Here is a 23,503-nt window from a genome sequence, read left to right as displayed (position 1 = left end):
GCTTGCTTATATTACTAGTTCGAAATAGGATGATAATTCCCTGCTCTTAAAACTGACAATTCCTAAATTCTTACTTAACTAGGGATTCTAGCAATCAAATTTTCACTTAAAAAGCCCTTTACCTGGTCGTCATTGTAATAGCGATGTAGCTCCTCAATAAGTCGAGGATAGTCGCTGTAACATGTTAGATCTTTCGGCACTTGATCAATCCCATCAAAATCAGAGCCAAGCCCTATATTTTCCGCACCCCCGAGGCTACAAATGTGTTCAATATGATGGATAATATCCGAAACACTAGCATTGCGGTCATTGCGCAAAAACTTTGGTACAAAAGTAACGCCGATTAAGGCATTCTTTTCGATTAAAGACGTTAACTGCTGGTTATCAAGGTTCCTTGGATGCGTGCAAATGGCTTTTGCGTTAGAATGACTTGCGATAACATAACGTCCATGTTCGACGACGTCCCAGAAGGCCCGTACAGAAAGATGGGAAACATCTGTCCAAATCCGATGCTGGTTATGTAAATCAACAACGCTTCTACCAAAATCGGTTAATCCTGCACCGCGCGATTCAAGGATCCCGTCAGCCGTTGCATTCCCATAGTTCCATGTTAAACCAACGGATCGCACGCCAAGTCTGATCAGCGTTTTTAGTCTAGTTGCTTCTCTTCCAATTGCATCCACACCCTCTAGTGTTAGCATCACACCTATTTTCCCTTTAGGAAGTTGCTCTGCTTCTTTTTTCGAATAGACTGCGATGACGTCATCATAAGGTTTTACAATTTTCTCATGGAAAATATCCACCATCTCTAGCGCACAATCAAATTTAGCGGAATCTGGTACGCTTTCTGGAACGTAAATCGCAAAGAGCTGTAGCTTTGCTCCCGCTTCCCTCATTTGTTCAAGATTTGTATGAAGACTTTGACCATTCTCAAATGAGAGAGAAGGGTTAAGCCACATTTTACATAGCACATCACAATGTGCATCTACTATATTCATGATGATCCTCCTTCATGCTTCCTATGGTTCAAATAAAAGTATAAAAAACCTGTTTGTAAAAACAAACAGGTTTTTCTGACGGAACTATTTAGCGAGGCTCTACAATTAGCTTAATTGCGGTACGCTCTTCACCATCAATTAGTATATCGGTGAAAGCAGGGATACAAATGAGGTCAACGCCACTAGGTGCTACAAACCCTCTTGCGATGGCTACTGCCTTCACAGCCTGATTTAGTGCACCTGCTCCAATCGCTTGAATCTCGGCATTTCCGCGTTCCCGAAGGACGCCCGCAAGTGCACCAGCTACAGAATTAGGATTGGATTTTGCTGAAACTTTTAATATATCCATTATAGCCCCTCCTTAATTTGATCATCCATTACCACTCTAGACTATATTCCTTGTAAGAAGCTTGTATTCCTGCTGTTTCCGCCATTTTTTCCAAACGTTCTTTAATCATAGAATGGATGGTCGTCGTTAATGGCAATCCGTTCAATCTTAGTGGCCTTACCAGTTTTTGGATCTAGTGTTAAAAAGACCCCACTAAGTTGTTCCCGCCCTTTCGTTACTTCAAACCTCACAGGCATCGTTGTCAGGAACTTATTGATAACAGCTTCTCGCTCCATACCTAGAATGCCATCGTAAGGTCCCGTCATCCCTGCATCTGTTAAGTAAGCTGTTCCGCCAGGTAAAATACGCTCATCAGCCGTTTGCACATGAGTGTGCGTTCCAACAACCGCAGTTACTCTTCCATCAAGGTACCAGCCCATCGCTTGTTTTTCACTTGTTGTTTCTGCATGAAAATCAACAAAGATAACCGGTGTCCTTTCTCTCATTTCTTCAATCAGTTCATCCGCTTTACGGAAGGGATCATCCATTGCAGGAAGAAACGTTCGACCTTGGAGGTTAATGACGCCAACTTCAATGCCATTTATATTTACAATCGTTGATCCATTACCAGGTGTTCCTTCTGGATAATTTGCAGGTCTGACGAGTTTCGGAGCTCGATCAATAAATTCAAAAATCTCCCGGTTATCCCACGTATGGTTCCCCATTGTAATGACTTGAGCACCTGACTCAAGGAAGCCACGATAAATTTTCTCTGTAATGCCGCGCCCACTTGCAGCATTCTCTCCATTTACAATCGTAAAGGTAGGTTTATACTTTTTCTTTAAGCGAGGTAAATAAGTTGAAACCATATTGCGTCCCGGGGACCCGACAACGTCTCCAATAAATAAAATCTTCATATGAATGCTCCAATCTCTTTTTTCAGTCTTTATCAGTTTATCAAAAGAAAGTATCGTTCGTAAGTTTTTGGTGAAATTAAATAAAGCGATGCGCGCGGCATCGCTTTATTTTGCATACTCAACTGCCCTTGTTTCACGGATGACCGTGACCTTAATGTGCCCAGGGTAGTCCAGTTCATTTTCGATTTTCTTTGTAATCTCTCGTGCAAGACGATACGATGAAACGTCATCGACTAGATCAGGTTTTACCATAATCCGAATTTCTCGACCTGCTTGAATAGCGAATGATTTCTCAACGCCTTCAAACGACTCAGAAATTTCTTCAAGCTTCTCAAGACGACGAATGTACGTCTCAAGCGTTTCACGACGCGCTCCTGGACGTGCAGCTGATAGAGCGTCTGCTGCTGCCACAAGCGTGGAGATTACTGATGTTGCTTCCGTATCACCATGGTGAGATGCGATTGCATTAATAACAACCGGATGCTCTTTATACTTCGTTGCAAGCTCAACGCCGATTTCAACATGGCTACCTTCAACTTCGTGGTCAATTGCTTTACCGAGATCGTGAAGGAGACCAGCGCGACGTGCAAGCTGTACATCTTCTCCAAGCTCTGCGGCCATTAGACCGGTTAGATAAGCTACTTCCATAGAGTGCTTCAAGACATTCTGTCCATAACTTGTACGGAACTTCAATCGGCCCAAAATCTTAATTAGATCTGGGTGGAGTCCGTGAACTCCAATTTCAAATGTGGATTGTTCTCCCACTTCGCGAATGTATTCATCCACTTCCCTGCGTGATTTCTCAACCATTTCTTCAATTCGTGCAGGGTGAATTCTTCCATCCTGTACGAGTTTATCCAGGGCATTACGAGCAATCTCTCTTCGAATCGGATCAAAACCGGACAAAATAACTGCCTCAGGTGTATCATCGATAATGAGGTCAATCCCCGTTAGCGTTTCAAGAGTTCGAATGTTTCGGCCTTCACGACCGATGATTCGACCTTTCATCTCATCATTAGGCAGGTTAACAACGGAAACCGTCGTTTCTGCAACATGATCCGCTGCACAGCGCTGAATCGCAAGCGACAATACTTCTCTCGCTTTCTTATCAGCTTCTTCTTTCGCAAAGTTCTCGCGCTCTTTCACCATCTGCGCAAGCTCATGCTCAAGTTCCTGCTCGCTTTCACGGAAGATGATTTGCTTCGCTTCTTCCCTTGTTAAACCGGAAATTCGCTGAAGCTCGTGTTGTTGCTCTTGGAGCAACTCCTCCACTTTGCCTTCCATCTCTTCAATTTGTCGTTGTTTTTTGGTGAGAGAGTCCTCTCTTCTTTCGAGGGAATCCTCTTTTTTGTCAAGAGTCTCACTTTTACGATCAAGGACCTCTTCTTTTTGTACCAAACGATTCTCTTGTTTTTGTAACTCATTTCTGCGTTCACGAATTTCACGCTCAGCTTCAACACGAAGGTTATGATTCTCGTCCTTCGCTTCAAGCATAGCTTCCTTTTTCAAAGCTTCAGCGTCGTTTTTACCCTCTTTGATAATCCGTTGCGCTTCCATTTCTGCACTGGAGATTTTCGCTTCAGCAATCGTTTTGCGAACAAGAAATCCAACAACTGCTCCGACTACTGCAGAGACCAGCATAGTGGAGATGATGATCACTATATCCATCGAACTCACCTCCTCCTGCTATCAACTTGTTGGTTTGCTGTCATGTTAATTCTTAGTACCACTTGCAAGATTTCAATCCAGCACATGTCATCTTTTAAGAGTAAAGTATAATTTTACTAGAAAATTATAATTATACAATTAATATTGTATCTTTCAGCGTAAAGCTTGTCAAGAGAGCACATAGAGGCAAAATCCCTTTAAATATCTCTTTCTAGCTCATTTTTACGCCTTAAACTTCTCGTGATAACTTTGTAATTGAATGGTCATTCACTGCCTGATCATGGAAATCCAGTAAGTTCTATAGTGAGAAGACTAGTAGACAAACACTATGTAGTTAGAGAAAAAGCCGGTCTTAGTGACCGGCTTTTTCAAAGCTTTTATTCTTCGTCAGGAAGAAGCGTTTCGTTACCTGCAGCCGCTTCATCCACTTGCTTATCGGCATCAAGATTATGATGAGCGCGAATACGCCCTTCAATCTCAGCTTCCATTGCCGGGTTTTCTTTCAAGAATTGTTTTGCATTTTCGCGACCCTGTCCAAGGCGTTCGCCTTCGAATGAGAACCATGCGCCGCTCTTCTGAACGATTTCAAGGTTAGAACCAATATCAAGGATCTCACCCTGCTTGGAAATACCTTCCCCGTACATGATGTCGACTTCTGCCTGTTTAAACGGCGGAGCCACCTTGTTCTTTACAACTTTAATACGCGTTTTGTTACCGACCATGTCATTACCCTGTTTCAGCGTCTCAGCACGACGAACTTCTAATCGAACAGATGAATAGAATTTCAGCGCACGTCCGCCTGGAGTTGTTTCTGGCATTTTCTATAGATTTTCCATTTCTATAGTGTGGACTATCTCTTCATCTCAATAAATTGAGAGCCTTGCACTTCCAGCAGCAGCCTATCTTCTGCCGTACCCTACTAAGTTAACTCCTATATGAGTTCTTTTCGGTAGTCTCTACACCTTCCTCTTAAAGAGGCTTGGCACGGTATTACCCATAAACTGGGGGGCTTCACCGTTAGCAGCATAATTAATGCCACACCCTCAGGCAATAAGGTTCACAAGGTTTTTTAACATGCTATCGCTAGCAAGGGAAACCCATAGTAAACTCCTTAATCTTTTCTTTTTAAATTGATTATAGAAAAAGATTAAGCAACTAATCGTTGATTTCCGAACATAACCCCAACTTTTTCACGGATCTGGTTAATAAAGACCGCGGTTGTTTTGGATTTATTAATCGCACCAGAAAGCTTACGAAGCGCTTGAGACATTAAACGCGCCTGCAAACCAACGTGTGCATCTCCCATTTCACCTTCGATTTCAGCCTTTGGTACAAGGGCAGCAACGGAGTCAACAACGACCATATCAACTGCTCCACTTCGTACGAGCGCTTCAGCAATTTCTAGGGCTTGTTCTCCTGTGTCAGGTTGAGAAAGCAATAGCTCATCGATGTTAACACCAAGCTTTTCTGCATAAACCGGATCAAGTGCGTGCTCAGCATCGATAAATGCGGCCTGACCACCATTACGCTGAACTTCTGCAATGGCATGAAGAGCAACGGTTGTTTTACCAGAAGATTCCGGGCCGTAAACTTCGATGACACGGCCTCTAGGATACCCTCCTACACCAAGAGCAATATCAAGAGCCAGTGAACCAGTGGATACCGTAGAGACTCTTTGCTCAGCTTGTTCGCCGAGTTTCATGATTGAACCTTTACCGAATTGTTTTTCTATTTGTCTAAGTGCCATATCTAAGGCAGCTTTACGATCACTCACGAATGAATTCCTCCTCGTTATTAAGCTATCACTATCATATCTCTTTTTAGGTCATTTGCCAATAGAAAACCGAACATTTATTCGTCTTTTTTTATTTCAAGAGTCTATTGACTTTTTCTTTCGCTCTATGAATGAAAGATGAAAGAAGAACGACCAGCCCCCTATTGGAGCTGATCGTCACATTTTTTACACTCTGCTTTTTTGTGGTTTTGCAGGTTCTAAGTGGATTGATTTACCATCAACACCACCAGCTCGAAGCGCTTCATAGACGAACGGTGCCACGTCTTCATGCACTTCAAAGAATGAGAATTTCTCAAAGATGTCAATACGACCTACTGACTCTGTCTCAACACCCGCCATAGCTGAAAGCTCACTTAACAGTTTTTTAGGATGAAGATCAATGTTACGACCCACATTCAAGAAGAAACGAACCATTCCGTTCTGTCCTCCCGTTTCACCGAAGTTATATTCAGAAGGCGTGGTGTTTTGCTTCTCTTGTATGGCATTTTCAAGGAAAGCTTGAACAAGATCTTCAGCGTTGTATTTTGCAAGTAGAAGATCAGCCGTTTCTCGAGCCGTTGAATCAGTTTTCTGTTTCTTCAGCTGCTTTTCAACAGATTTAACGATGTTATCAAGATCTACCGTCTCATCTTGGAGAGGCTCAGCTGAAAGGTTTAACTTGATCTTTGATTCAATTGACTGAAGGAAGCGCATATCCTTTGGCGTTACAAGCGTTAGCGCAACCCCTTTGTTTCCAGCGCGACCCGTGCGTCCAATACGATGGACATAGCGTTCCGGATCCTCAGGGATATCATAGTTAATAACGTGGCTTACGTGTGCCACATCAATGCCCCTTGCAGCGATATCTGTCGCGACAAGGAAGTTCACTTGTGATCGTCTAAAGAGATTCATGACTTTAGATCGCTGTTGCTGTGTCAGATCACCATGAAGCTCTTCTGCTCGGTACCCACGCTTTTTCAATGATTCTGTAACTTGCGCAGCTCCTTTTTTCGTCTTAGTGAAAATAATACCAAGTCGAATATTTTCGCTTTCAATCACGCGACAGAGCGTATCAAATTTGTCACTTTCGAACGTGCGGTAATACACTTGCTCCACTGTATCAGCGGTGACATCCCCTTTAGAAACGGAAATGGTAATCGGATCTTTCAAATACTTACTAGAAAGCTTACGGATTGGTGCAGGAATAGTAGCGGAAAATAGAAGCGACTGACGCTTAACAGGAAGCTGCTTAAAAATCAATTCAATATCGTCAATAAAGCCCATATCAAGCATTTCATCTGCTTCATCAAGAATCGCTGTATGAATATTATCCGTGCGAAGCGTCTTACGCTTCAGATGGTCAAGCATGCGGCCCGGTGTTCCAACCACAATGTTAACGCCTCTTTTTAAAGCGCGAATTTGATGATAGATTGGTTCTCCACCATATACTGCGAGAACATTTAAGCCTTTGTATTTTGAAAGCTTCTGCAGTTCAATTGCTACTTGCATCGCAAGCTCACGTGTTGGCGTTAAGATGATCGCTTCAGGACCACCAATTTTCTTTACTTTCTCAATCACAGGTATACCAAAAGCGGCTGTTTTCCCTGTACCCGTCTGAGCCTGACCAATCATATCTCTTCCTTCTAAAATTGGTTCAAGAGCTTTTTCCTGGATGGGAGTGGCTTCTTTAAAGCCAAGCTCGAGCACAGCTTTTTTCACTTCGTTTGATAGTGCAAAGTCTTCAAAATTCTTCATAACTTAGGACATTCACCTTTCTAACTTCAATAATGTATTAAATCCATGTTTCACAGTACGTTTGCGAATCGCATTGCGGTTCCCAGCAAGATTCAGGGCAACCACATTTTCACCAGATGGTGCGGCCACGCCGATATAAACGGTCCCAGCGTCTTTCCCTTCACTAGGATCAGGGCCTGCAACCCCTGTAAAACTGATGCCGACGTCTGTTTTATATTTCGCTTTTACGCTTCTAGCGAGTTCAATCGCACATTCTTCACTTACGGCACCGTATGCTTCCAGTGTCTCTTTTGATACGCCGATCTCTCGCTTTACTTCGTTAGAGTAACACACAACCCCACCGTAGAAAAGTGATGATACTCCAGGGAGATCTGTTAACTCCTGACTAAACATCCCGCCTGTTAAACTCTCTGCTGTTGAGATCGACCAGTTCCGATCCTTTAGCATTGAAAAAACTTCTTTTGGAAGTGATGTCTCTCCATACCCATACAAAAATGTTCCAACGCGTGCATGAATTTTCTTTTCTGTTTCATCAATCAACTTGTTTGCTTCTTCTTTTGAGTCAGCTTTTGCGGTTAAACGAAGCGTCACTTCCCACTCTCCTGCAAGCGGCGCAATTGTAGGGTTCGTTTGCTGATCAATTAAATCTTCAAGTTCTGTTTCAAGCCTCGATTCTCCAATACCAAAAAACCGAAGAACACGTGAGACAATCGTATCTCCCTGCTTCAGCTGGCCAAGTAAATAGGGCTCTGCATAGTTTGTAAACATCGGGTAAAGTTCTTTCGGAGGACCTGGGAAAAGCATGTACGTGTGGTTGTTCTCCGTAAGCGCCATACCGGGAGCCATGCCATTATCATTTCGAAGAACGGCAGCACCTTCAAGGACTAGTGCCTGTTTACGGTTATTTTCCGACATAGGAGCACCTGTTTTGTCATAATAAGCTTGAATCGTTTTCATCGCCTCTTCGTTATAAACAAGCTGTTTGTTAAGCGTTTCTGCGATCGTTTCTTTCGTAAGATCATCTTTCGTCGGACCAAGTCCACCTGTGAAAACGAGTAGGTCTGAGCGCGTCTGAGCGACTTCAATTGCTTGTTTTAAACGCTCATGATTATCGCCAACAACTGTGTGATAGAAAACATTAATTCCAAGATCAGCTAGGCGTTGTGAGATGAACTGTGCATTCGTGTTTGCGATTTGTCCGAGTAATAACTCTGAACCGATTCCAATGATTTCAGCATTCATTTGTAACCATCCCCTCTATTTGAATCAAGATTCTGATTCAATAGCTCATAATTCTTCCACTTTCATTATACAATGGTTTTGCCTTTACGTATAAGAATGCGCACTGAAGAAACAAAGATACGCTTAAATTTAATTGCCTAATGAGGGCTCAAAAGGGAACAGAATAATCTGTTCCCTAAAGGTGTTAACGTGATTTAAGTAGGACCTCTTTATTCTTAGAGAAGTAATCCCATCCCGAATAGACGGTGATAATGAGCGCTGCCCATAGGGAAATCGTTGCAAAAGGAAAGCCAATGGATTCAAATGGAACATTCTCAATCAATAGCATAATGATCGCGATGATTTGAATCCAAGTTTTCAATTTCCCAAGGTTGCTTGCTGCAAGTACTTCTCCTTCAGAAGAAGCAACTAATCTTAGCCCTGTAACTGCAAATTCACGGCTAAGAATAACCACAACAATCCAAGCAGGCGCGGCCCCGAGCTCAACGAGTGAAACAAACGCTGAAGTAACAAGTAGTTTATCGGCAAGCGGATCGAGGAATTTCCCAAGGTTCGTAACCAGGTTATGTTTTCTAGCTATGTAACCATCAATCCAATCGGTTACCGATGCGAAAATAAAAATCGCTGTTGCAATTAATTGGGAATTCAATAAGACGGTGCCTGCAATTTCAGTTTCACCAAGCGGCAGCGGCGCGAGGAGAAAAATTAGAAAAACAGGAATTAAAAAAATGCGTGAAACGGTAATTTTATTAGGCAAATTCACGTGTCTTCCTCCTAAATGTTATGTAACCTATTGATCGTGCGCTGATCGTCACACCTCCACTAAATCGTATTCTATTCTATCACTGTTTCCTTCATGCAGAAAGGAAAACTTCACCAACGAAAATTGAAAGAAAAGAGCCATCTGAAAAGATGACTCTTTGTGGATTTATTCTGCTTTTTCAAAAGTAAAGGTTACATTTTGAACAACTGGTTCTTTTGGGATGTCAATTTTTTCGCCATTCACAAACACTTCAATGCTAGGAGAACTTCCGAGTCGAAGCGTCGCAGAAGACTCTTTTGATAAATCTTGCGTCACGCTTTTGCCTTTAGCAAGACTTTCGTATACATACTTCTTGTCACTCGCCCCTGTTAAAGCTACCCAGCTAGATCCAGATGCTTCTAGCTTTACTTCGAATTTATCTGCGTTTTTGATTTCAAACGTAGAGTTGTCGGTATCACTCTTTACTTTCTTAATTTCCATCTTAGGAGCTTCTTCTTCTGGCTCTTCTTCTTCAGCAGCTTTTTCTTCCTCTGCTTTTTCATCTTCCTTTGATTTTGTCTCTTCTTCCGAAGCTGTTGCTTCGCTTGAAGAATCACCTTCGTTACTTACTTCATCTGAGTCTGGAGCACTGCCGCTGTTTTCATCGCTTGTCACTTGCTCCTCCGCCTGATTCGTCGTTGCGTTCTGATTCGTCTTCTGGTCACCACTCTGAACAACATACCAGATTAACGCTGCGACGCCTACAATGAGTAACACGACAAGAACAGATGGAAACACGGAAGACCATTTTGATGACACAGAAGATGACTTACTCGGTGCTTGAGGCCTTCTCATTTTCCTTGGTGGTAAACTTTCAGGCACATCTGCGTTTGCTTTTGGAATTTCAGAAGCGTACTCCTCAAGCAATTCATCTCCGTGAAGGCCAACTGCTTCCGCATAGTTTTTAATGAATGCACGCGTATAAAAATTACCTGGAAGCAGTTCGTAATTTCCTTCTTCAATGGCATGAAGATAGCGTTTTTGAATCTTAGTGATGGACTGAATTTCCTCGAGCGATAATCCCTTATCATTTCGAGCATCCTTCAGACGTTGACCTAGCTCTGTCAATGAAAAACACCTACCAATTAGTTAAAGTCTAAGTTTGAAAATCCAGAAGATCGATTCTCAATTACCTGATATGTAATTTCTTGTTCCGGATCGTCTCGCAATTCAATTATATAATCAAAATCGTTCATCGTATACTCTGTTTCTTGAACAAATATATCAGGATGCTCAACAACCTTCGTTGCCGGTAGTCTCATGATATCACGAAGTACCTGCCAGTGCCGCTCTGAAGCTCTTCTTGCAGATACAATTCCATCAATTAAAAAAATATGATCGCTATTAAATTCATCGTCAGCAATTTGAGTACGAACCGTTTGTTTTAGCATAGTAGAGGATAAAAAGACCCATCGTTTGTTCGCACAAACGCTTGAAGCAACGATTGATTCTGTTTTTCCAACTCGTGGCATACCACGGATTCCAACGAGTTTGTGGCCATCCTGTTTAAAAATTTCAGCTAGAAAATCAACAAGCAAACCAAGCTCATCTCGAATAAATCGAAACGTTTTTTTATCGTCGGCATCACGCTGAATATATCTTCCGTGTCGTACTGCTAGGCGATCGCGTAACTTTGGTTCTCTCATTTTTGTTACTGTAATGTTATCCATTGTATTTAAAATGGACTCAAGTCGCTCGATTTGCTCAACTTCATCAACGAGGAGAAGCAGGCCTCTTCGCATATCGTCAACACCATTGATCGTAATGATATTAATACCGAGCATCCCTAGTAGGGAAGCGACGTCGCCTAAAAGACCAGGCCTATTTTTATGTATTTCATACTCCAAATACCATTCCTTCTTCTCCATACGCCAACTCCTTTAGCCACAAATTTCCTATGTTCCTTTAATCATAAATGATTTTCATAAAGGTTAAAAGAGATGAATAGGGATTTTGTTTACTTTTCTTACAACTTTTGAACATTTTCATAGAAAAAGAAGGGTGTTGGTCCACCCTTCTTCTTTAGAAGCGACATTTATCTTTCGTTTTGAACAAGCTTAACCATCATATTTGCGATCGCGTGCTGTTCTTCTTGACTTGCTACATGCCATAGGTCGGCAAGAAGCTGTTCTTGCTCATTCTTCGCTTTCACGCCATCAGCAAGGTATCCGCCGATCTGATAAGCAACATCTGAGACAACTTCTTGAGAAAGCCCTTGCTGCTCGCCCTGAGTTAAGCGGTCATGCAAGAACCCTTTCCATGATTCAAAATTATCTAGTACAGACATCTATGTCCCTCCTTTATCAAGTCATCACCTATATGTTGTCTCGAAGGAGTGGACATTATGCATCGTTTTTTATTGCCAGGCCCCATCAATGGAAATAATTTGACCGCTTATGTAAGAAGCTTGATTGGAATCTAAAAATGAAATCAAAGAAGCTACCTCTTCAGGCGTTCCAGATCGTCCCATCGGAATTTCGTTCATCAAATCGTGTTCATCGTCCGCTGTCAGCCGTGCGTTCATTTCAGTGGATATATACCCTGGCGCCACCGCATTGACTCGGATACCACTCGGTCCGAGCTCTTTCGCTAACCCCTTCACAAAAGCATTTAAACCACCTTTTACAGAAGAATAAACCACTTCACAAGAAGCTCCTGTTAACCCGAAGACAGATGAAACAACGATTATGGACCCTTGTTTTCTTTGCACCATCGAGGAAATGTAGTGCTTCGCAAGTTTAATGGGCGATGTGAGGTGGAGTTGAACCATTGCATCAATTTCATCTCCTGCCATATCGGTTAATAAACCAAAGTAACTATTTCCAGCATTAAGAATAAGCGTATCAACATCCACAACTTTCTCGGTTAAAACTTCTACGCCATCTTTTTCCGATAAGTTTGCTTGAACCGGGAAAATATCTGCTTCTGGATGATTCTTTTGTAGCTCCTGTATAGAGGCAGCATTTGTATTGTAATGAGCGTAAACACGGTTACCGTTTTTGACATAGTTCTTTGCTACCGCTCTTCCTATACCCCCACTCGCTCCAGTGATTAATATTTCTTTCATTCCTATTCTTCCTCTCCCGTTAAATCTTTCAATGAAAAAGCACCCGATTGGGTGCTTTTTAACCTTTTGGAACGACTTGACAGACAGTAAATGAATCTTCTGCAAAGTGCCCTTTCATTGCCTCTTCAATGTCTTTTGCCGTTATGGATTCAAGCATTGGGACAACTTCAAATAAATCCATGTCGTTAAAACGATAGCGAGTAAATTGGTTTGCAATAAACTCTGGTGAATTTAACGCTCTTAAGAAACTACCGATTTTTTTCTTACGGATGCGCTCAAGCTGATCGGTATCCACTGATTCATTTCTAAATGATTGAATCATCTCATATAATCGGTTCGCAAGCTCATCAGGTGAGCTTGTGTTACTTCCGACAATCGAAAAACCAAAATTCTCTTCTTCAGTAAAATCATATGAAAAACTTTGATCGATGAGCCCTTCATTATAAAGCTTCTCATAGTTCTCTGAACTCTGGCCAAACATTAAATCGAGTGCGAGATTAATGGATAGCTCATGTTTAAGAAGATCCTTGCCCTGGCGTCCTGGATTTGGTTCTTTAAATCCAACAAGGCATTTTGCCACTTGAACCGACATCGGCAACACTTTCTTCTTCTCTGCTACTGTCTTTGGTTCTGAATCAAAGAAACGTTCAATTGGTGGCTGGTCTTTATACGATTTTGCTGCCTGGTTTTCCTCTACAAATGACATAATTTCATTCGGCTCCACAGCACCTACTACAAATAACACCATGTTCGAAGGATGGTAGAACGTTTCATAACACGTATAGAGTGATTCTTTCGTGATTTTTGCGATCGATTCAATTGTTCCAGCAATATCTATTTTAACCGGATGGTGGTGAAACATATTTTCAATGACACCAAAATACGCACGCCAATCAGAATTATCATTATACATTTCAATTTCTTGACCGATAATACCCTTTTCCTTTTCAACACTTTGGTCGCTAAAGTACGGATCTTGAACAAAGTTCACAAGCGTTTCAAGGTTCTGCATCACGTTCTGAGTTGTTGAAAACAAGTAAGCGGTTCTTGTAAACGATGTAAATGCATTCGAAGACGCACCCTGCTTACTAAAATCTTGAAAGACATCACGGTCTTCTTTTTCAAACATTTTATGCTCAAGAAAGTGAGCAATGCCATCTGGCACTTGCACATTCTCTGAACCGTTTAAAGGAACAAAGTGATTGTCTACTGAACCGTATTTGGTTGTAAACGTTGCGTACGTTTTATTAAAACCCTTCTTCGGGAGAACATACACGTCAAGTCCGTTATCCATCGTTTGGTGATATAGCGTTTCTTGCAACTGATTAAATGGAATAGTTTTCATGATTAAGCCTCCTCGCCTTTTAAGAAATAAACGGTATCAAGCTTAACCTTATCCGCAACCGCTAAAATATCTTCTTTAGTCACAGCTTCCACACCATCAAGCCACTCTTCAATTGTACGTAGCTTTTGAGAGACAACACCGTGATAGAGCAGCTCGACCATTCCTTTTGCGTCATCGACCGTCTCAAGGAGCTGATTGCGAATCATGGTTTTTGTTTGCTTCATTTCTTCCTCGTTGAAGTCGCCTTCTCTCATAGCCGTAAGCTGCTCTTTAATAATATCCACAGTCTTTTTAAAGTTTTTAAACTCAATGCCAGACATCACAATGATTAAGCCTTTATGACTTTCATAGCGGGACGCGGCGTAATAAGCAAGGCTCTCTTTTTCCCGTACGTTCCGAAAAAGCTTGGAGTGTGAGAAGCCTCCAAACATGCCATTAAATACTTGAAGGGCGAAGTATTCATCATCCGCATACCCAACGCCAGAGCGAAAGCCCATATGAAGCTTTCCTTGCTTGATTTCCTGTGTTTCAAGGATCTCTTTTTCTTCTACATCAAGAGATGCTTTTTCAGTTGTTTCGGACTTTCGATCGCTACGTTCTTGAAACGGGAAAAGCTCCTTCACAACTTCTTCAGCATGAACGCCTTCTAAGTCACCAACTAAATAAAGGTCAATTTCATCTTCTGCACAAACTTTTTTATAGTAATCATAAAGAGACTGCGCTGTCACGCCATCCACTTCTTCTTTTTCTCCGTAAATATGCAATCCAAAAGCCTCATTAGGGAACATTTCTTGCGTTAGTCTCATGTTTGAATAGCGCATTTTATCATCATATATCGATTGAATACGCTGTTTCATCGTCCGCTTTTCTTTATCAACGATGGAAGAATCGAAGCCAGATCCATCCGTCTTTGGATTCATGATCACCTCTGAAAGTAAAGAAAGGGCTTTCTTAAACAAAGGCTCATCTTCAGAAAGGAACTTTTCATTCGCGAAGTCCATCCGGAACGTCATCACATGAAAATCACCCTTCTTGGCAAGATCCACACCAAGCGTCGCCCCATAGAGCTTCTCAAGCTCTGTACGAACCGCTTTCGAAGAAGAATAGTTTTTCGTACCGCTTTGCAACACATAAGGCAAAAGAGCCCTTTTCGTCACGGTCTCCTTCGTCAAACGCGCTTTAAATTGAACCACAACCGTCGTTGTTTTATATTTATCCGTCTGGATCCTATGTAGCGTCAAACCGCCGCACGAGGTTTTCTCATGAGGGATAATCGCCATTGACCTCACTCCTTTTTTAAATCCATTACCTACCATTAGAGGAAAGTAAAACTTACCCCCTTTATACCATAGTATGTGTCATAGTGTAAGCAATTAGTACTTTTTAAAAGAAAAGCGGAAGCGCCCGATTAGCCTCGACAAGCGCTGGAGGCATTTCATTTGAACACGTTCTTTGTGTTCGGATGAAATGCTGAAGCGATCGAGAGGCTGGGCGCTGCAGCTGGATCACGAAAAGCGGAAGTGGGCGGTTAGCCTCGACAAGCGCTGGAGGCATTTCAAAAGAACACGGTCTTTGTGTTCATTTAAAATGCTGAAGCGATCGAGACCCTGCCCACTGCAGCTGGATCTAAAGAAAAGCGGAGACGAGCGTTTAGAAACGGAGATATTGGAGCGCTTGAACTAGAACACGCTTTTTGTGTTCTGGTGAAAGAGCGAAATATCGTAGTTTCTGCGAGTCGCAGCTGGATCATGAAAAGCGGAAGTGGGCGGTTAGACACGGTAGGCACTGGAGCCCTATAAATTGAACACGGTCTTTGTGTTCGAGTTATAGGGTGAAGTGACCGAGTGTCTGCCCACTGCAGCTGGATCTCATGAAAAGCGGAGCGGGCCTGTTTAAATCCGTAGGATGTTGGAACCCATGAGAGTGAGACGCTTTTTGTCTCATTCGATTGGGTGAAACAGCCGGAGGATTTGGCCCACGCAGCTGGATCATGAAAAGCGGAAGCGCCCGTTTAGCCTCGACAAGCGCTGGAGCCCTATAAATTGAACACGGTCTTTATACTCTTGATTCCCCTCCTTCTTTCACCACAAAACACTACCCAAAAACAAAAAGCCCTCCGTTTGCACGAAGAGCTTTTCTCTAAACGTTATCGCTTCCCTTTTTCATACGGCTGACCAATGGCTTTTGGCGCATCCGCTCGTCCAACAAGTCCTGCAAGAGCAAGAATCGTTAACACGTAAGGGGAAATAAGAAGATAAACTTCTGGGATTTCTTTTAATCCCGGAATTTGTTGGCCAGTTATACTTAGCGATTGAGCAAGACCAAAGAATAACGCTGCTCCCATCGCACCAAGAGGATGCCATTTACCAAATATCATCGCAGCCAGTGCCATAAAGCCCTGTCCAGAAATCGTTGCATGGCTGAAGTTCCCTGCGATCGACGTCGCGTAAACCGCACCTCCGAGACCGGCAAATCCACCACTTAGCATAACCGCTACATAGCGCATTTTCGTCACATTAATCCCCATCGTATCTGCCGCCATAGGATGCTCTCCTACCGAACGGAGTCGTAATCCGAATGGTGTTTTATAGAGAACCCACCATACGAGGAAGGCGAGCGCAACCGCAATGTAGGATGTATAATACGCGCTTGAAAAAAACAAAGGTCCAATAAACGGGATATCGCTTAAAAATGGAACATCCGTTTTATAAATACGTTCTTGAATAATCGGCGTTTGCCCTGCATCAAAGATTTTCTTCACAAGAAAGATGGCAAGTCCAGCCGCAAGAAAGTTAAGGGCCACACCACTAACAACCTGATCGGCTCGAAACGAAATACTTGCCACTGCATGAAGCAAAGAGAACAGCATACCGATAATGATCGCAACGACTAGTGAAAACCAGGGAGAAGCAGCCCCCATTCCCCACTGTTCGCCAAGGATTGTAAACAGCGCGCCTGTGAAAGCACCCATTAACATTAACCCTTCAAGTCCAATGTTTACAACGCCTGACCTTTCACTGAATACCCCTCCAAGAGCCGTGAAAATCAGGGGAGCTGCTGAAAAGATAGCGGCAGGAATAATGAGCTGAAGAATCTGCATGAAATCCATTAAATTTTCCCCCTTTTGCTCACCCTGTTGCTGATCCAGTGAATCAAGTAACTGGATGCGACAAAGAAAATAATCATCGCAATGACGATTTCAACAAGCTGTGTTGGCACCTGTGCAACTGACTGCATATTAAGCGCACCAATTTTAAGCCCACCAAACAGTGCAGAAGCAAGGACAACACCAAGCGCTCCATTTGCACCTAAAAGCGCAACTGCGATTCCATCAAATCCAACGCCAGTAAAGTCAGCCATAACGGTCATATAACCGTATGTTCCAAGCCCTTCCATCGCTCCTGCTGCTCCAGCAAATGCACCCGAAATGACCATGGAAAGAACGATATTTCGTTGCACATTAATTCCAGCATATTCTGACGCATATTTGTTAAATCCAACAGAGCGAAGTTCATACCCTGTCGTCGTTTTCCATAAAAGGAACCACATAATAATCGCTCCAATAATCGCCACAACAAAACCGTAGTGAAGACGTGAGAAATCAGTAATGGTTTCTAAGAACGGCGATTGAAGAGATGCTGAAGCATTAATTTGATCCGTACGCTCACCAGGAGCGAGTAAATACGTCCGAATAATCGCGTTAACGACATGAAGAGCAACGTAGTTCATCATAATCGTTGTAATTACCTCATGAACTTGATACTTTGCTTTCAAGAATCCAGGTACAAAGGCCCAAATCGCTCCAGCCAATGCTGCTGCAAGAATCGCAAGAGGTATATGAACGACTGGACTTAACCCTTCAAATTGAAGCCCGATATAGACAGATGCTAGCCAGCCGACAAGCAGCTGCCCTTCTACTCCAATATTAAAAAGCCCTGTCCGGAAAGCAAAAGCCACGGCTAACCCAGACAAAATGAGTGGAGTCATCTGCCGAACAGTTTCACCTAACACATACGTGTTTGAGAATATCCCGTTAAACAGTGCTGCATACGCTACAATGGGATTGTAGCCACTCACAAGCATGATGATCCCACCGACGAGTAATCCAAGAGCTACCGAAAGCAACGGTACAGTAATGCTCGCCCATTTCCCTTTTAATAACTTCATGTTGTCTCACCTGCCTTTTTGCGGTTTGCGCCAGCCATTAAGAGACCAAGCTCTTGCTCTGTCGTTTCTTCCGGCCTCACAATAGCAACAATTTTCCCTTCATAGATCACCGCAATGCGATCACTTACATTCATGATCTCTTCAAGTTCAAATGAAATTAAAAGAACCGCTTTTCCTTTGTCACGTTCTTCAACGAGTTTTGAGTGAATAAATTCAATCGCCCCAACATCAAGCCCCCGTGTTGGTTGAGCTGCAATCAATAGATTCGGACTCCGATCGATTTCACGCGCAATAATCGCCTTCTGCTGATTACCACCAGAAAGGGCCCGTGCAGGTGTCATCTCACTTGGGGTACGCACATCATACTCTTTAATTAACGATTTTGCTTTATCCATAATCGTAGAAAAGTTTAAAATGCCGTTCCTTGAGAAAGGTCTTTTATAATAGGTCTGAAGGACCATGTTTTCGCCAATCGAAAAATCTAAAACAAGCCCGTGTTTATGCCTGTCCTGAGGAATATGTCCTATACCGCTTTCAGTGACACGTCGCGGTTTCCAATTTGTTACGTCTTTTCCATTCAGTTTAATGCTCCCTGACTTCGCTTTTCGCAACCCTGTAATAGCCTCAATTAACTCAGATTGTCCGTTTCCATCAACACCTGCTATACCAACAATCTCACCTGCACGCACCGATAAGTTCATACCGTTCACAGCAGAAACTTTTCGCGCATCTTCTACAACTAGACTACTAATTTCAAGCGTTTCATTAGAAGGCTCTGAAGGTTTTTTCTGAATTGAAAAGTTCACTTCACGACCGACCATCATGGATGCTAGTTCATCCTGGTTCGTGTCCGCAACATCTACTGTTCCGATACCTACACCTCGACGAATAACGGTACATCGATCGCTTACTTCCATAATTTCTTTTAATTTATGAGTGATCAGAATAATTGATTTCCCTTCTGAAATCAGCTTTTTCATGATCGCAATAAGCTCTTTGATTTCCTGCGGAGTTAGTACAGCAGTTGGTTCATCAAAAATCAAAATATCTGCACCGCGATATAGCGTTTTTAAAATTTCCACACGCTGCTGCATCCCTACGGAGATATCTTCAATCTTTGCATTCGGATCTACCGACAAGCCATATTGCTTCGATATTGCCTCAACATCTTTTGCAGCTTTCTTAACGTCAACCTGACCTTTAGCAGTCGGTTCATTCCCTAAGATAATGTTCTCAGTAACTGTGAATTTTTCAACAAGCATAAAGTGCTGGTGAACCATCCCAATCCCAAGCTCATTTGCCACATTGGGATCTGTGATATTTACTTTTTTACCTCGAACGTGGATTTCACCTTTTTCAGGTTGATAGAGACCGAATAGCACGTTCATTAAAGTAGATTTCCCAGCGCCGTTTTCTCCAAGAAGGGCATGGATTTCTCCTTTTCTTAGCTGAAGCGTAATATTGTCGTTTGCAACAATACCAGGAAATTCTTTACGGATATTCCTCATTTCAATGACGTATTCCATGTAGATGCCACTCCCTTATCCAAAACATGAAACAAAGGCTAGTCTATGAAAATACTAGCCTTCGTCCCATATTTGGCTATAATGTAGGTGAGAATTCCAGTAGTTCGTCTTTCCTGCTAGAGGAAATGTGTTCGACGATCCCTTATAGAGAGCTCTCGAATTCTTTGTACTCTTCGTCAGTGCTCGGCACTTCCAATTCGCCGCTCTGGATTTGCTCTTTATACTCTTCTACTTTTTGTAGTGCTTCTTCAGAAACGTTCTCCTGTGTTTCAGCAATACCTACACCGTCTTCTTCAAGACCGAACTCCGTTACTTGTCCGCCTGGGAAATTACCATCCATTGTCTGCTTGGAAACTTCCATAACCGCTGTATCAACGCGCTTTACCATAGAAGTAAGCGTTACGTTCTCAGGCATACCTTCTTCGTGCTGATCACGGTCTACACCAATTACCCAAACTTTCTCACCATTTTTCGCACGGTTCTTCGCTTCTGTGAACACGCCGTTTCCTGTTCCGCCAGCTGCGTGATAGATGATATCTGCGCCTTTGTCATAAAGCGTTGCCGCAATTTGCTGACCTTTTTCAGCTGCGTTGAAATCATCTGCATACTGTGTGAATATCTCTGCATCCGGATTAACCGATTTCACTCCTGCTTTAAATCCACTTTCAAACTTTTTAATTAATTCAGAGTCAACTCCGCCAACGAAGCCAACTTTATTTGATTCAGACTGCATCCCTGCAATAACACCTACTAGGAAAGACCCTTGATGTTCCTTAAATGTAATGCTCGCAACGTTTTCCATCGGCTCATCATTCTCATTAACCGCAACACTATCCACAAGTGCTAGCTGCGCTTCAGGCTTTTGCGTCGCAATCGTTTGAATATCTTGCTGCATAAGGAAGCCAATACCAAAGATCAAGTTATAGTCTTCACGAATTAAACCTGATAGGTTTGGTTGGTAATCACTTGCTGCAGTGGATTGCACATATTTGTAGCCTTTATCTTCCTCAAGGCCGTTATCTTTACCAAACTGCTGAAGACCTTCCCAAGCAGATTGGTTAAATGATTTATCATCTACACCGCCAGTATCTGTTACCATAGCTACTTTAAAATTGTTGCTTTCACCTTCACTGCTCCCGCCGCCTGAACTTTCATTGTTCGCATCGTTTGTCCCACAAGCAGATAAAAGCGTTCCAGCAGCTAAAACAGCTGACAACATAAAACCGTACTTCTTCTTCATCTTAATCCCCCTCATGTTTTTTAAACGCCGCCCGCTCTCTCTTCTCTCTATTGAGCTATGCTTTGTTTGGTTGCGTTTTCAAGGCACCAAAAAAATAATATAAATGAAAATCGGGCTTGAAACACGCTTGAAATATTTTTGAAAAAATAGTCATATTTCGACAATAACTATACCATTTTCAAGGAGATAAGGAAATAGTTTTTTGAAAAAAAGCTCGATTACCAATATTTTAAATGATAGAATTTCTAACATTGTAAGGCTTTTTGCTTTACATTAGAACAGCTATTTGTCTTAACGTAAAAAAGAAGCGCAATCAGCTAGATTGCGCTTCTTCTTCCTTACTTACGAGTACTTCACGAGGCTTACTGCCTTCATATGGTCCAACGATTCCACGAGCTTCCATCGCATCAATTAGTCTAGCTGCTCGGGTATAGCCGATTCGAAATCTTCTTTGTAGCATTGAAACCGATGCCGTTTGCATTTCTGTAATGAGCTGAACCGCATCATCATATAAATCATCGTGCACTTCAGGCTGTGCTTCTTCAGGTTTATCCGTCGGAATCATTTCTTCCTGATACTGCGCTTTTTGCTGGGCGATGACAAAGTCAACAAGCTCTTCTACTTCTTCATCTGATAAAAAGGCACCCTGCACACGCTTCGGTTTATTGGCTCCAACAGGAAGAAAGAGCATATCTCCTTTTCCTAGCAGCTTCTCAGCACCACCCATATCGAGAATAGTTCGAGAATCCGTCATTGAAGAAACGCTAAACGCAATACGTGACGGGATATTTGCTTTAATGACTCCGGTGATGACGTCTACAGACGGTCGCTGTGTTGCAATAATTAAATGGATACCCGCTGCACGCGCCATTTGAGCGAGTCTTGTAATAGCATCCTCTACGTCACTAGAAGCTACCATCATTAAATCTGCTAGCTCATCGACGATCACAACGATATAAGGTAAAGAAGGTTGCTTCGCTTCTGACGTTTCATTATGGCGCTTAATATGATTGTTATAGCCTTCAATATTCCTAGTACCGGTATGGGAAAACAGCTCATAACGGCGCTCCATTTCACTTACAACTTTCTTCAACGCCTGTGAAGCTTTTTTCGGATCTGTTACAACCGGCGCTAAAAGATGGGGGATGCCATTATAGACATTTAGCTCTACCATCTTAGGATCAATCATCATCATCTTCACTTCATGCGGTTTCGCTTTCATCATTATGCTTGCGATAATGCCATTAATACAAACACTTTTACCACTACCAGTTGCGCCCGCTACAAGTAAGTGAGGCATTTTTGATAAATCGGAAACGACGGCTTCTCCAGAAATATCGCGACCAAATCCAATCGCCACTTTTGAAGCATGAGACTGGTATTCCTTTGATTCAAGCACTTCCCTTAAGGTCACCATCGCCACTTCGGAATTCGGCACTTCAATTCCGATGGCCGATTTACCTGGGATCGGCGCTTCAATTCGAAGGTCTCTTGCTGCAAGAGCAAGGGCAAGATCATCCGTTAAATTCACAATTTTACTTACCTTCACACCCGTATCAGGGTAAACTTCATATTTAGTAACGGCTGGTCCTAAATGAACTTTCATCACTTTCGCTTTTACACCAAAACTCTCAAACGTCTTTTCTAATTTACGTGCGTTTGCAGAAATTTGCTGACGTTCATTGTCCTGTGATACTTTCTTTGGCGGCTGAAGTAATGAAAGGGATGGAAGAAGATAATCCTTGTTTTCCAATTCTCCTACCGTTAACGATTGAATTGGCGTACCATCTTCTGTTTCCTTATTCGACTCGCTTCTTTCTGTCGCTTCTTTCTCAACAGGTGGTTCGGTCTGCGTTGGATAAGCACTTTCTGTAAAAGTTCGTATTTCAGGTTCAAATGGGGCTTCTTCTTCTTGACTATTCTTTGGCGCTTCAGAAACATCATACGTTTCTTCTGGCTCAATCGAGGATTCTTGCTCTCTTAAAGCAGCACGCTGTTCTTTCTTTTCTCTTCTAGCATTCTTGCTTTCAGATAGAAGAGATTTCGTTTCATCATATGTGTTCAGGACAAAATTCTTTACCCAGTCGAGCGCTTTTCCTAACACATCGCTGAAAGACTTTCCTGTAATGAGAACGAAGGAAAGTAAAATCATTAGAAATGCCATCAGCTGCGTTCCTGTTGCGTCAAATAGTCTGTAGCAAAAAGCAAAGAGAAGCGCACCGATCATGCCACCGCCGAGCGGGCTAGATACTGAGGGATCGCTAACATCCATTCGGAAGAGTTCATATGTATTGGCGATAACCGATGGACTATCCCACTGCCCTTCACGAGACAGCGTTTCAAATAAACCCACGTGACTTAACAATAAAAAGGACGTTCCAAGCAAATAAAATCCAGCCAATCTCCTTGACCAGAACGACGGGATCTTCCTCTTCACAATTAAATAACCTGCGAACAGAACGAGACCTGCAATAATAAGGCCATACCATTCTCCTGCAAAAAAACGAAACATATGGTAAATGGCTCGTCCAACTACTCCCATTTTCAAAACACCTAAAACGGTAAACGCCAGAACGGTTAAACCGATAAATTCAATTTTGACCTGCGACTGCCAGGCGGCCTGTTTCTTCGTTGCTTTTTTTCTTTTACGTTTTGCCATTTTCTCACCTCTATA

Annotated in this window: 18 protein-coding genes and 2 pseudogenes; all 20 read right to left on the bottom strand. The window is 42.5% G+C overall.

Annotation, left to right across the window (positions count from 1 at the left end; genetic code table 11):
• Positions 1 to 74 precede the first annotated feature (74 nt).
• The 20 genes and pseudogenes from LCL91_RS03125 to LCL91_RS03030 all read right to left on the bottom strand — a co-directional run bounded on the left by LCL91_RS03125 (position 75) and on the right by LCL91_RS03030 (position 23,488).
• Positions 75 to 998 (bottom strand): dipeptidase, encoded by a 924-nt coding sequence (locus LCL91_RS03125; protein WP_224879842.1) that lies wholly within the window; start codon positions 996 to 998, stop codon positions 75 to 77.
• Positions 999 to 1,086: 88 nt separating this feature from the next.
• Positions 1,087 to 1,347 (bottom strand): stage V sporulation protein SpoVS, encoded by a 261-nt coding sequence (gene spoVS / locus LCL91_RS03120; protein ID WP_044391806.1) that lies wholly within the window; start codon positions 1,345 to 1,347, stop codon positions 1,087 to 1,089.
• 101 nt (positions 1,348 to 1,448) lie between these two features.
• The gene (locus LCL91_RS03115) at positions 1,449 to 2,243 is read right to left on the bottom strand and encodes a TIGR00282 family metallophosphoesterase (protein WP_098443420.1); all 795 of its coding nucleotides are present in this window, start codon (positions 2,241 to 2,243) and stop codon (positions 1,449 to 1,451) included.
• 105 nt (positions 2,244 to 2,348) lie between these two features.
• Positions 2,349 to 3,911, bottom strand: coding sequence for a ribonuclease Y (gene rny, locus LCL91_RS03110; RefSeq protein ID WP_098443419.1), 1,563 nt, complete (start codon positions 3,909 to 3,911; stop codon positions 2,349 to 2,351).
• Between the two features lie 377 nt (positions 3,912 to 4,288).
• A pseudogene (locus LCL91_RS22305) lies at positions 4,289 to 4,726 on the bottom strand (recombinase RecA); the annotation flags it as partial.
• A 350-nt stretch (positions 4,727 to 5,076) separates the two neighbouring features.
• Positions 5,077 to 5,685: pseudogene (gene recA, locus LCL91_RS03100) on the bottom strand (recombinase RecA); the annotation flags it as partial.
• A gap of 186 nt (positions 5,686 to 5,871) precedes the next feature.
• Positions 5,872 to 7,440, bottom strand: coding sequence for a DEAD/DEAH box helicase (locus LCL91_RS03095; protein WP_224879840.1), 1,569 nt, complete (start codon positions 7,438 to 7,440; stop codon positions 5,872 to 5,874).
• Between the two features lie 12 nt (positions 7,441 to 7,452).
• Positions 7,453 to 8,682 (bottom strand): competence/damage-inducible protein A, encoded by a 1,230-nt coding sequence (locus LCL91_RS03090; protein WP_224879838.1) that lies wholly within the window; start codon positions 8,680 to 8,682, stop codon positions 7,453 to 7,455.
• Between the two features lie 184 nt (positions 8,683 to 8,866).
• On the bottom strand, positions 8,867 to 9,445 hold the full coding sequence (gene pgsA, locus LCL91_RS03085; protein ID WP_224879836.1) for a CDP-diacylglycerol--glycerol-3-phosphate 3-phosphatidyltransferase: 579 nt from the start codon (positions 9,443 to 9,445) through the stop codon (positions 8,867 to 8,869).
• 165 nt (positions 9,446 to 9,610) lie between these two features.
• Entirely contained in the window at positions 9,611 to 10,552 is a 942-nt protein-coding gene (locus LCL91_RS03080; protein WP_224879834.1) for a helix-turn-helix domain-containing protein, read from the bottom strand.
• A 17-nt stretch (positions 10,553 to 10,569) separates the two neighbouring features.
• Positions 10,570 to 11,352 carry a YmfK family protein gene (locus LCL91_RS03075; protein ID WP_224879831.1) on the bottom strand — a complete coding sequence of 261 codons (783 nt, stop codon included), beginning with the start codon at positions 11,350 to 11,352 and terminating at the stop codon, positions 10,570 to 10,572.
• A gap of 167 nt (positions 11,353 to 11,519) precedes the next feature.
• Entirely contained in the window at positions 11,520 to 11,771 is a 252-nt protein-coding gene (locus tag LCL91_RS03070; RefSeq protein ID WP_224879829.1) for a DUF3243 domain-containing protein, read from the bottom strand.
• A gap of 69 nt (positions 11,772 to 11,840) precedes the next feature.
• On the bottom strand, positions 11,841 to 12,551 hold the full coding sequence (gene ymfI, locus LCL91_RS03065; RefSeq protein ID WP_224879827.1) for an elongation factor P 5-aminopentanone reductase: 711 nt from the start codon (positions 12,549 to 12,551) through the stop codon (positions 11,841 to 11,843).
• A gap of 58 nt (positions 12,552 to 12,609) precedes the next feature.
• A complete protein-coding gene (gene yfmH / locus LCL91_RS03060) occupies positions 12,610 to 13,896 on the bottom strand; it encodes an EF-P 5-aminopentanol modification-associated protein YfmH (protein WP_224879826.1) in 1,287 nt (428 codons plus the stop codon).
• A gap of 2 nt (positions 13,897 to 13,898) precedes the next feature.
• A complete protein-coding gene (yfmF, locus tag LCL91_RS03055) occupies positions 13,899 to 15,170 on the bottom strand; it encodes an EF-P 5-aminopentanol modification-associated protein YfmF (protein ID WP_425589653.1) in 1,272 nt (423 codons plus the stop codon).
• 872 nt (positions 15,171 to 16,042) lie between these two features.
• Positions 16,043 to 17,005 (bottom strand): ABC transporter permease, encoded by a 963-nt coding sequence (locus LCL91_RS03050; protein ID WP_098443408.1) that lies wholly within the window; start codon positions 17,003 to 17,005, stop codon positions 16,043 to 16,045.
• Entirely contained in the window at positions 17,005 to 18,063 is a 1,059-nt protein-coding gene (locus tag LCL91_RS03045) for an ABC transporter permease (protein ID WP_224879821.1), read from the bottom strand. Before LCL91_RS03045 ends, LCL91_RS03050 begins: the two co-directional genes overlap by 1 nt.
• The gene (locus LCL91_RS03040; protein WP_224879819.1) at positions 18,060 to 19,589 is read right to left on the bottom strand and encodes an ABC transporter ATP-binding protein; all 1,530 of its coding nucleotides are present in this window, start codon (positions 19,587 to 19,589) and stop codon (positions 18,060 to 18,062) included. The genes LCL91_RS03045 and LCL91_RS03040 overlap by 4 nt, the downstream gene beginning before the upstream one ends.
• Positions 19,590 to 19,731: 142 nt before the next feature.
• Positions 19,732 to 20,829, bottom strand: a complete 1,098-nt coding sequence (locus LCL91_RS03035) for a BMP family lipoprotein (RefSeq protein ID WP_224879817.1) — start codon at positions 20,827 to 20,829, stop codon at positions 19,732 to 19,734.
• Between the two features lie 313 nt (positions 20,830 to 21,142).
• Positions 21,143 to 23,488, bottom strand: coding sequence for an FtsK/SpoIIIE family DNA translocase (locus LCL91_RS03030; RefSeq protein WP_224879815.1), 2,346 nt, complete (start codon positions 23,486 to 23,488; stop codon positions 21,143 to 21,145).
• Positions 23,489 to 23,503: the final 15 nt, after the last annotated feature.

Origin of the sequence: Guptibacillus hwajinpoensis, assembly GCF_020171785.1 — a bacterium.
Lineage (GTDB): Bacteria > Bacillota > Bacilli > Bacillales > Guptibacillaceae > Guptibacillus > Guptibacillus sedimenti.
The sequence above is the reverse complement of the archived record's forward strand: the minus strand, read 5'-3'. Positions and strand labels throughout refer to the sequence as shown.

Coding starts and splice junctions, on each gene's coding strand:
- LCL91_RS03125 (WP_224879842.1), bottom strand. CDS start 998: ATGAATATAGTAGATGCACATTGTGATGTGCTATGTAAAATGTGGCTT.
- spoVS (WP_044391806.1), bottom strand. CDS start 1,347: ATGGATATATTAAAAGTTTCAGCAAAATCCAATCCTAATTCTGTAGCT.
- LCL91_RS03115 (WP_098443420.1), bottom strand. CDS start 2,243: ATGAAGATTTTATTTATTGGAGACGTTGTCGGGTCCCCGGGACGCAAT.
- rny (WP_098443419.1), bottom strand. CDS start 3,911: ATGGATATAGTGATCATCATCTCCACTATGCTGGTCTCTGCAGTAGTC.
- LCL91_RS03095 (WP_224879840.1), bottom strand. CDS start 7,440: ATGAAGAATTTTGAAGACTTTGCACTATCAAACGAAGTGAAAAAAGCT.
- LCL91_RS03090 (WP_224879838.1), bottom strand. CDS start 8,682: ATGAATGCTGAAATCATTGGAATCGGTTCAGAGTTATTACTCGGACAA.
- LCL91_RS03075 (WP_224879831.1), bottom strand. CDS start 11,352: ATGGAGAAGAAGGAATGGTATTTGGAGTATGAAATACATAAAAATAGG.
- LCL91_RS03070 (WP_224879829.1), bottom strand. CDS start 11,771: ATGTCTGTACTAGATAATTTTGAATCATGGAAAGGGTTCTTGCATGAC.
- ymfI (WP_224879827.1), bottom strand. CDS start 12,551: ATGAAAGAAATATTAATCACTGGAGCGAGTGGGGGTATAGGAAGAGCG.
- yfmH (WP_224879826.1), bottom strand. CDS start 13,896: ATGAAAACTATTCCATTTAATCAGTTGCAAGAAACGCTATATCACCAA.
- LCL91_RS03050 (WP_098443408.1), bottom strand. CDS start 17,005: ATGGATTTCATGCAGATTCTTCAGCTCATTATTCCTGCCGCTATCTTT.
- LCL91_RS03045 (WP_224879821.1), bottom strand. CDS start 18,063: ATGAAGTTATTAAAAGGGAAATGGGCGAGCATTACTGTACCGTTGCTT.
- LCL91_RS03040 (WP_224879819.1), bottom strand. CDS start 19,589: ATGGAATACGTCATTGAAATGAGGAATATCCGTAAAGAATTTCCTGGT.
- LCL91_RS03035 (WP_224879817.1), bottom strand. CDS start 20,829: ATGAAGAAGAAGTACGGTTTTATGTTGTCAGCTGTTTTAGCTGCTGGA.
- LCL91_RS03030 (WP_224879815.1), bottom strand. CDS start 23,488: ATGGCAAAACGTAAAAGAAAAAAAGCAACGAAGAAACAGGCCGCCTGG.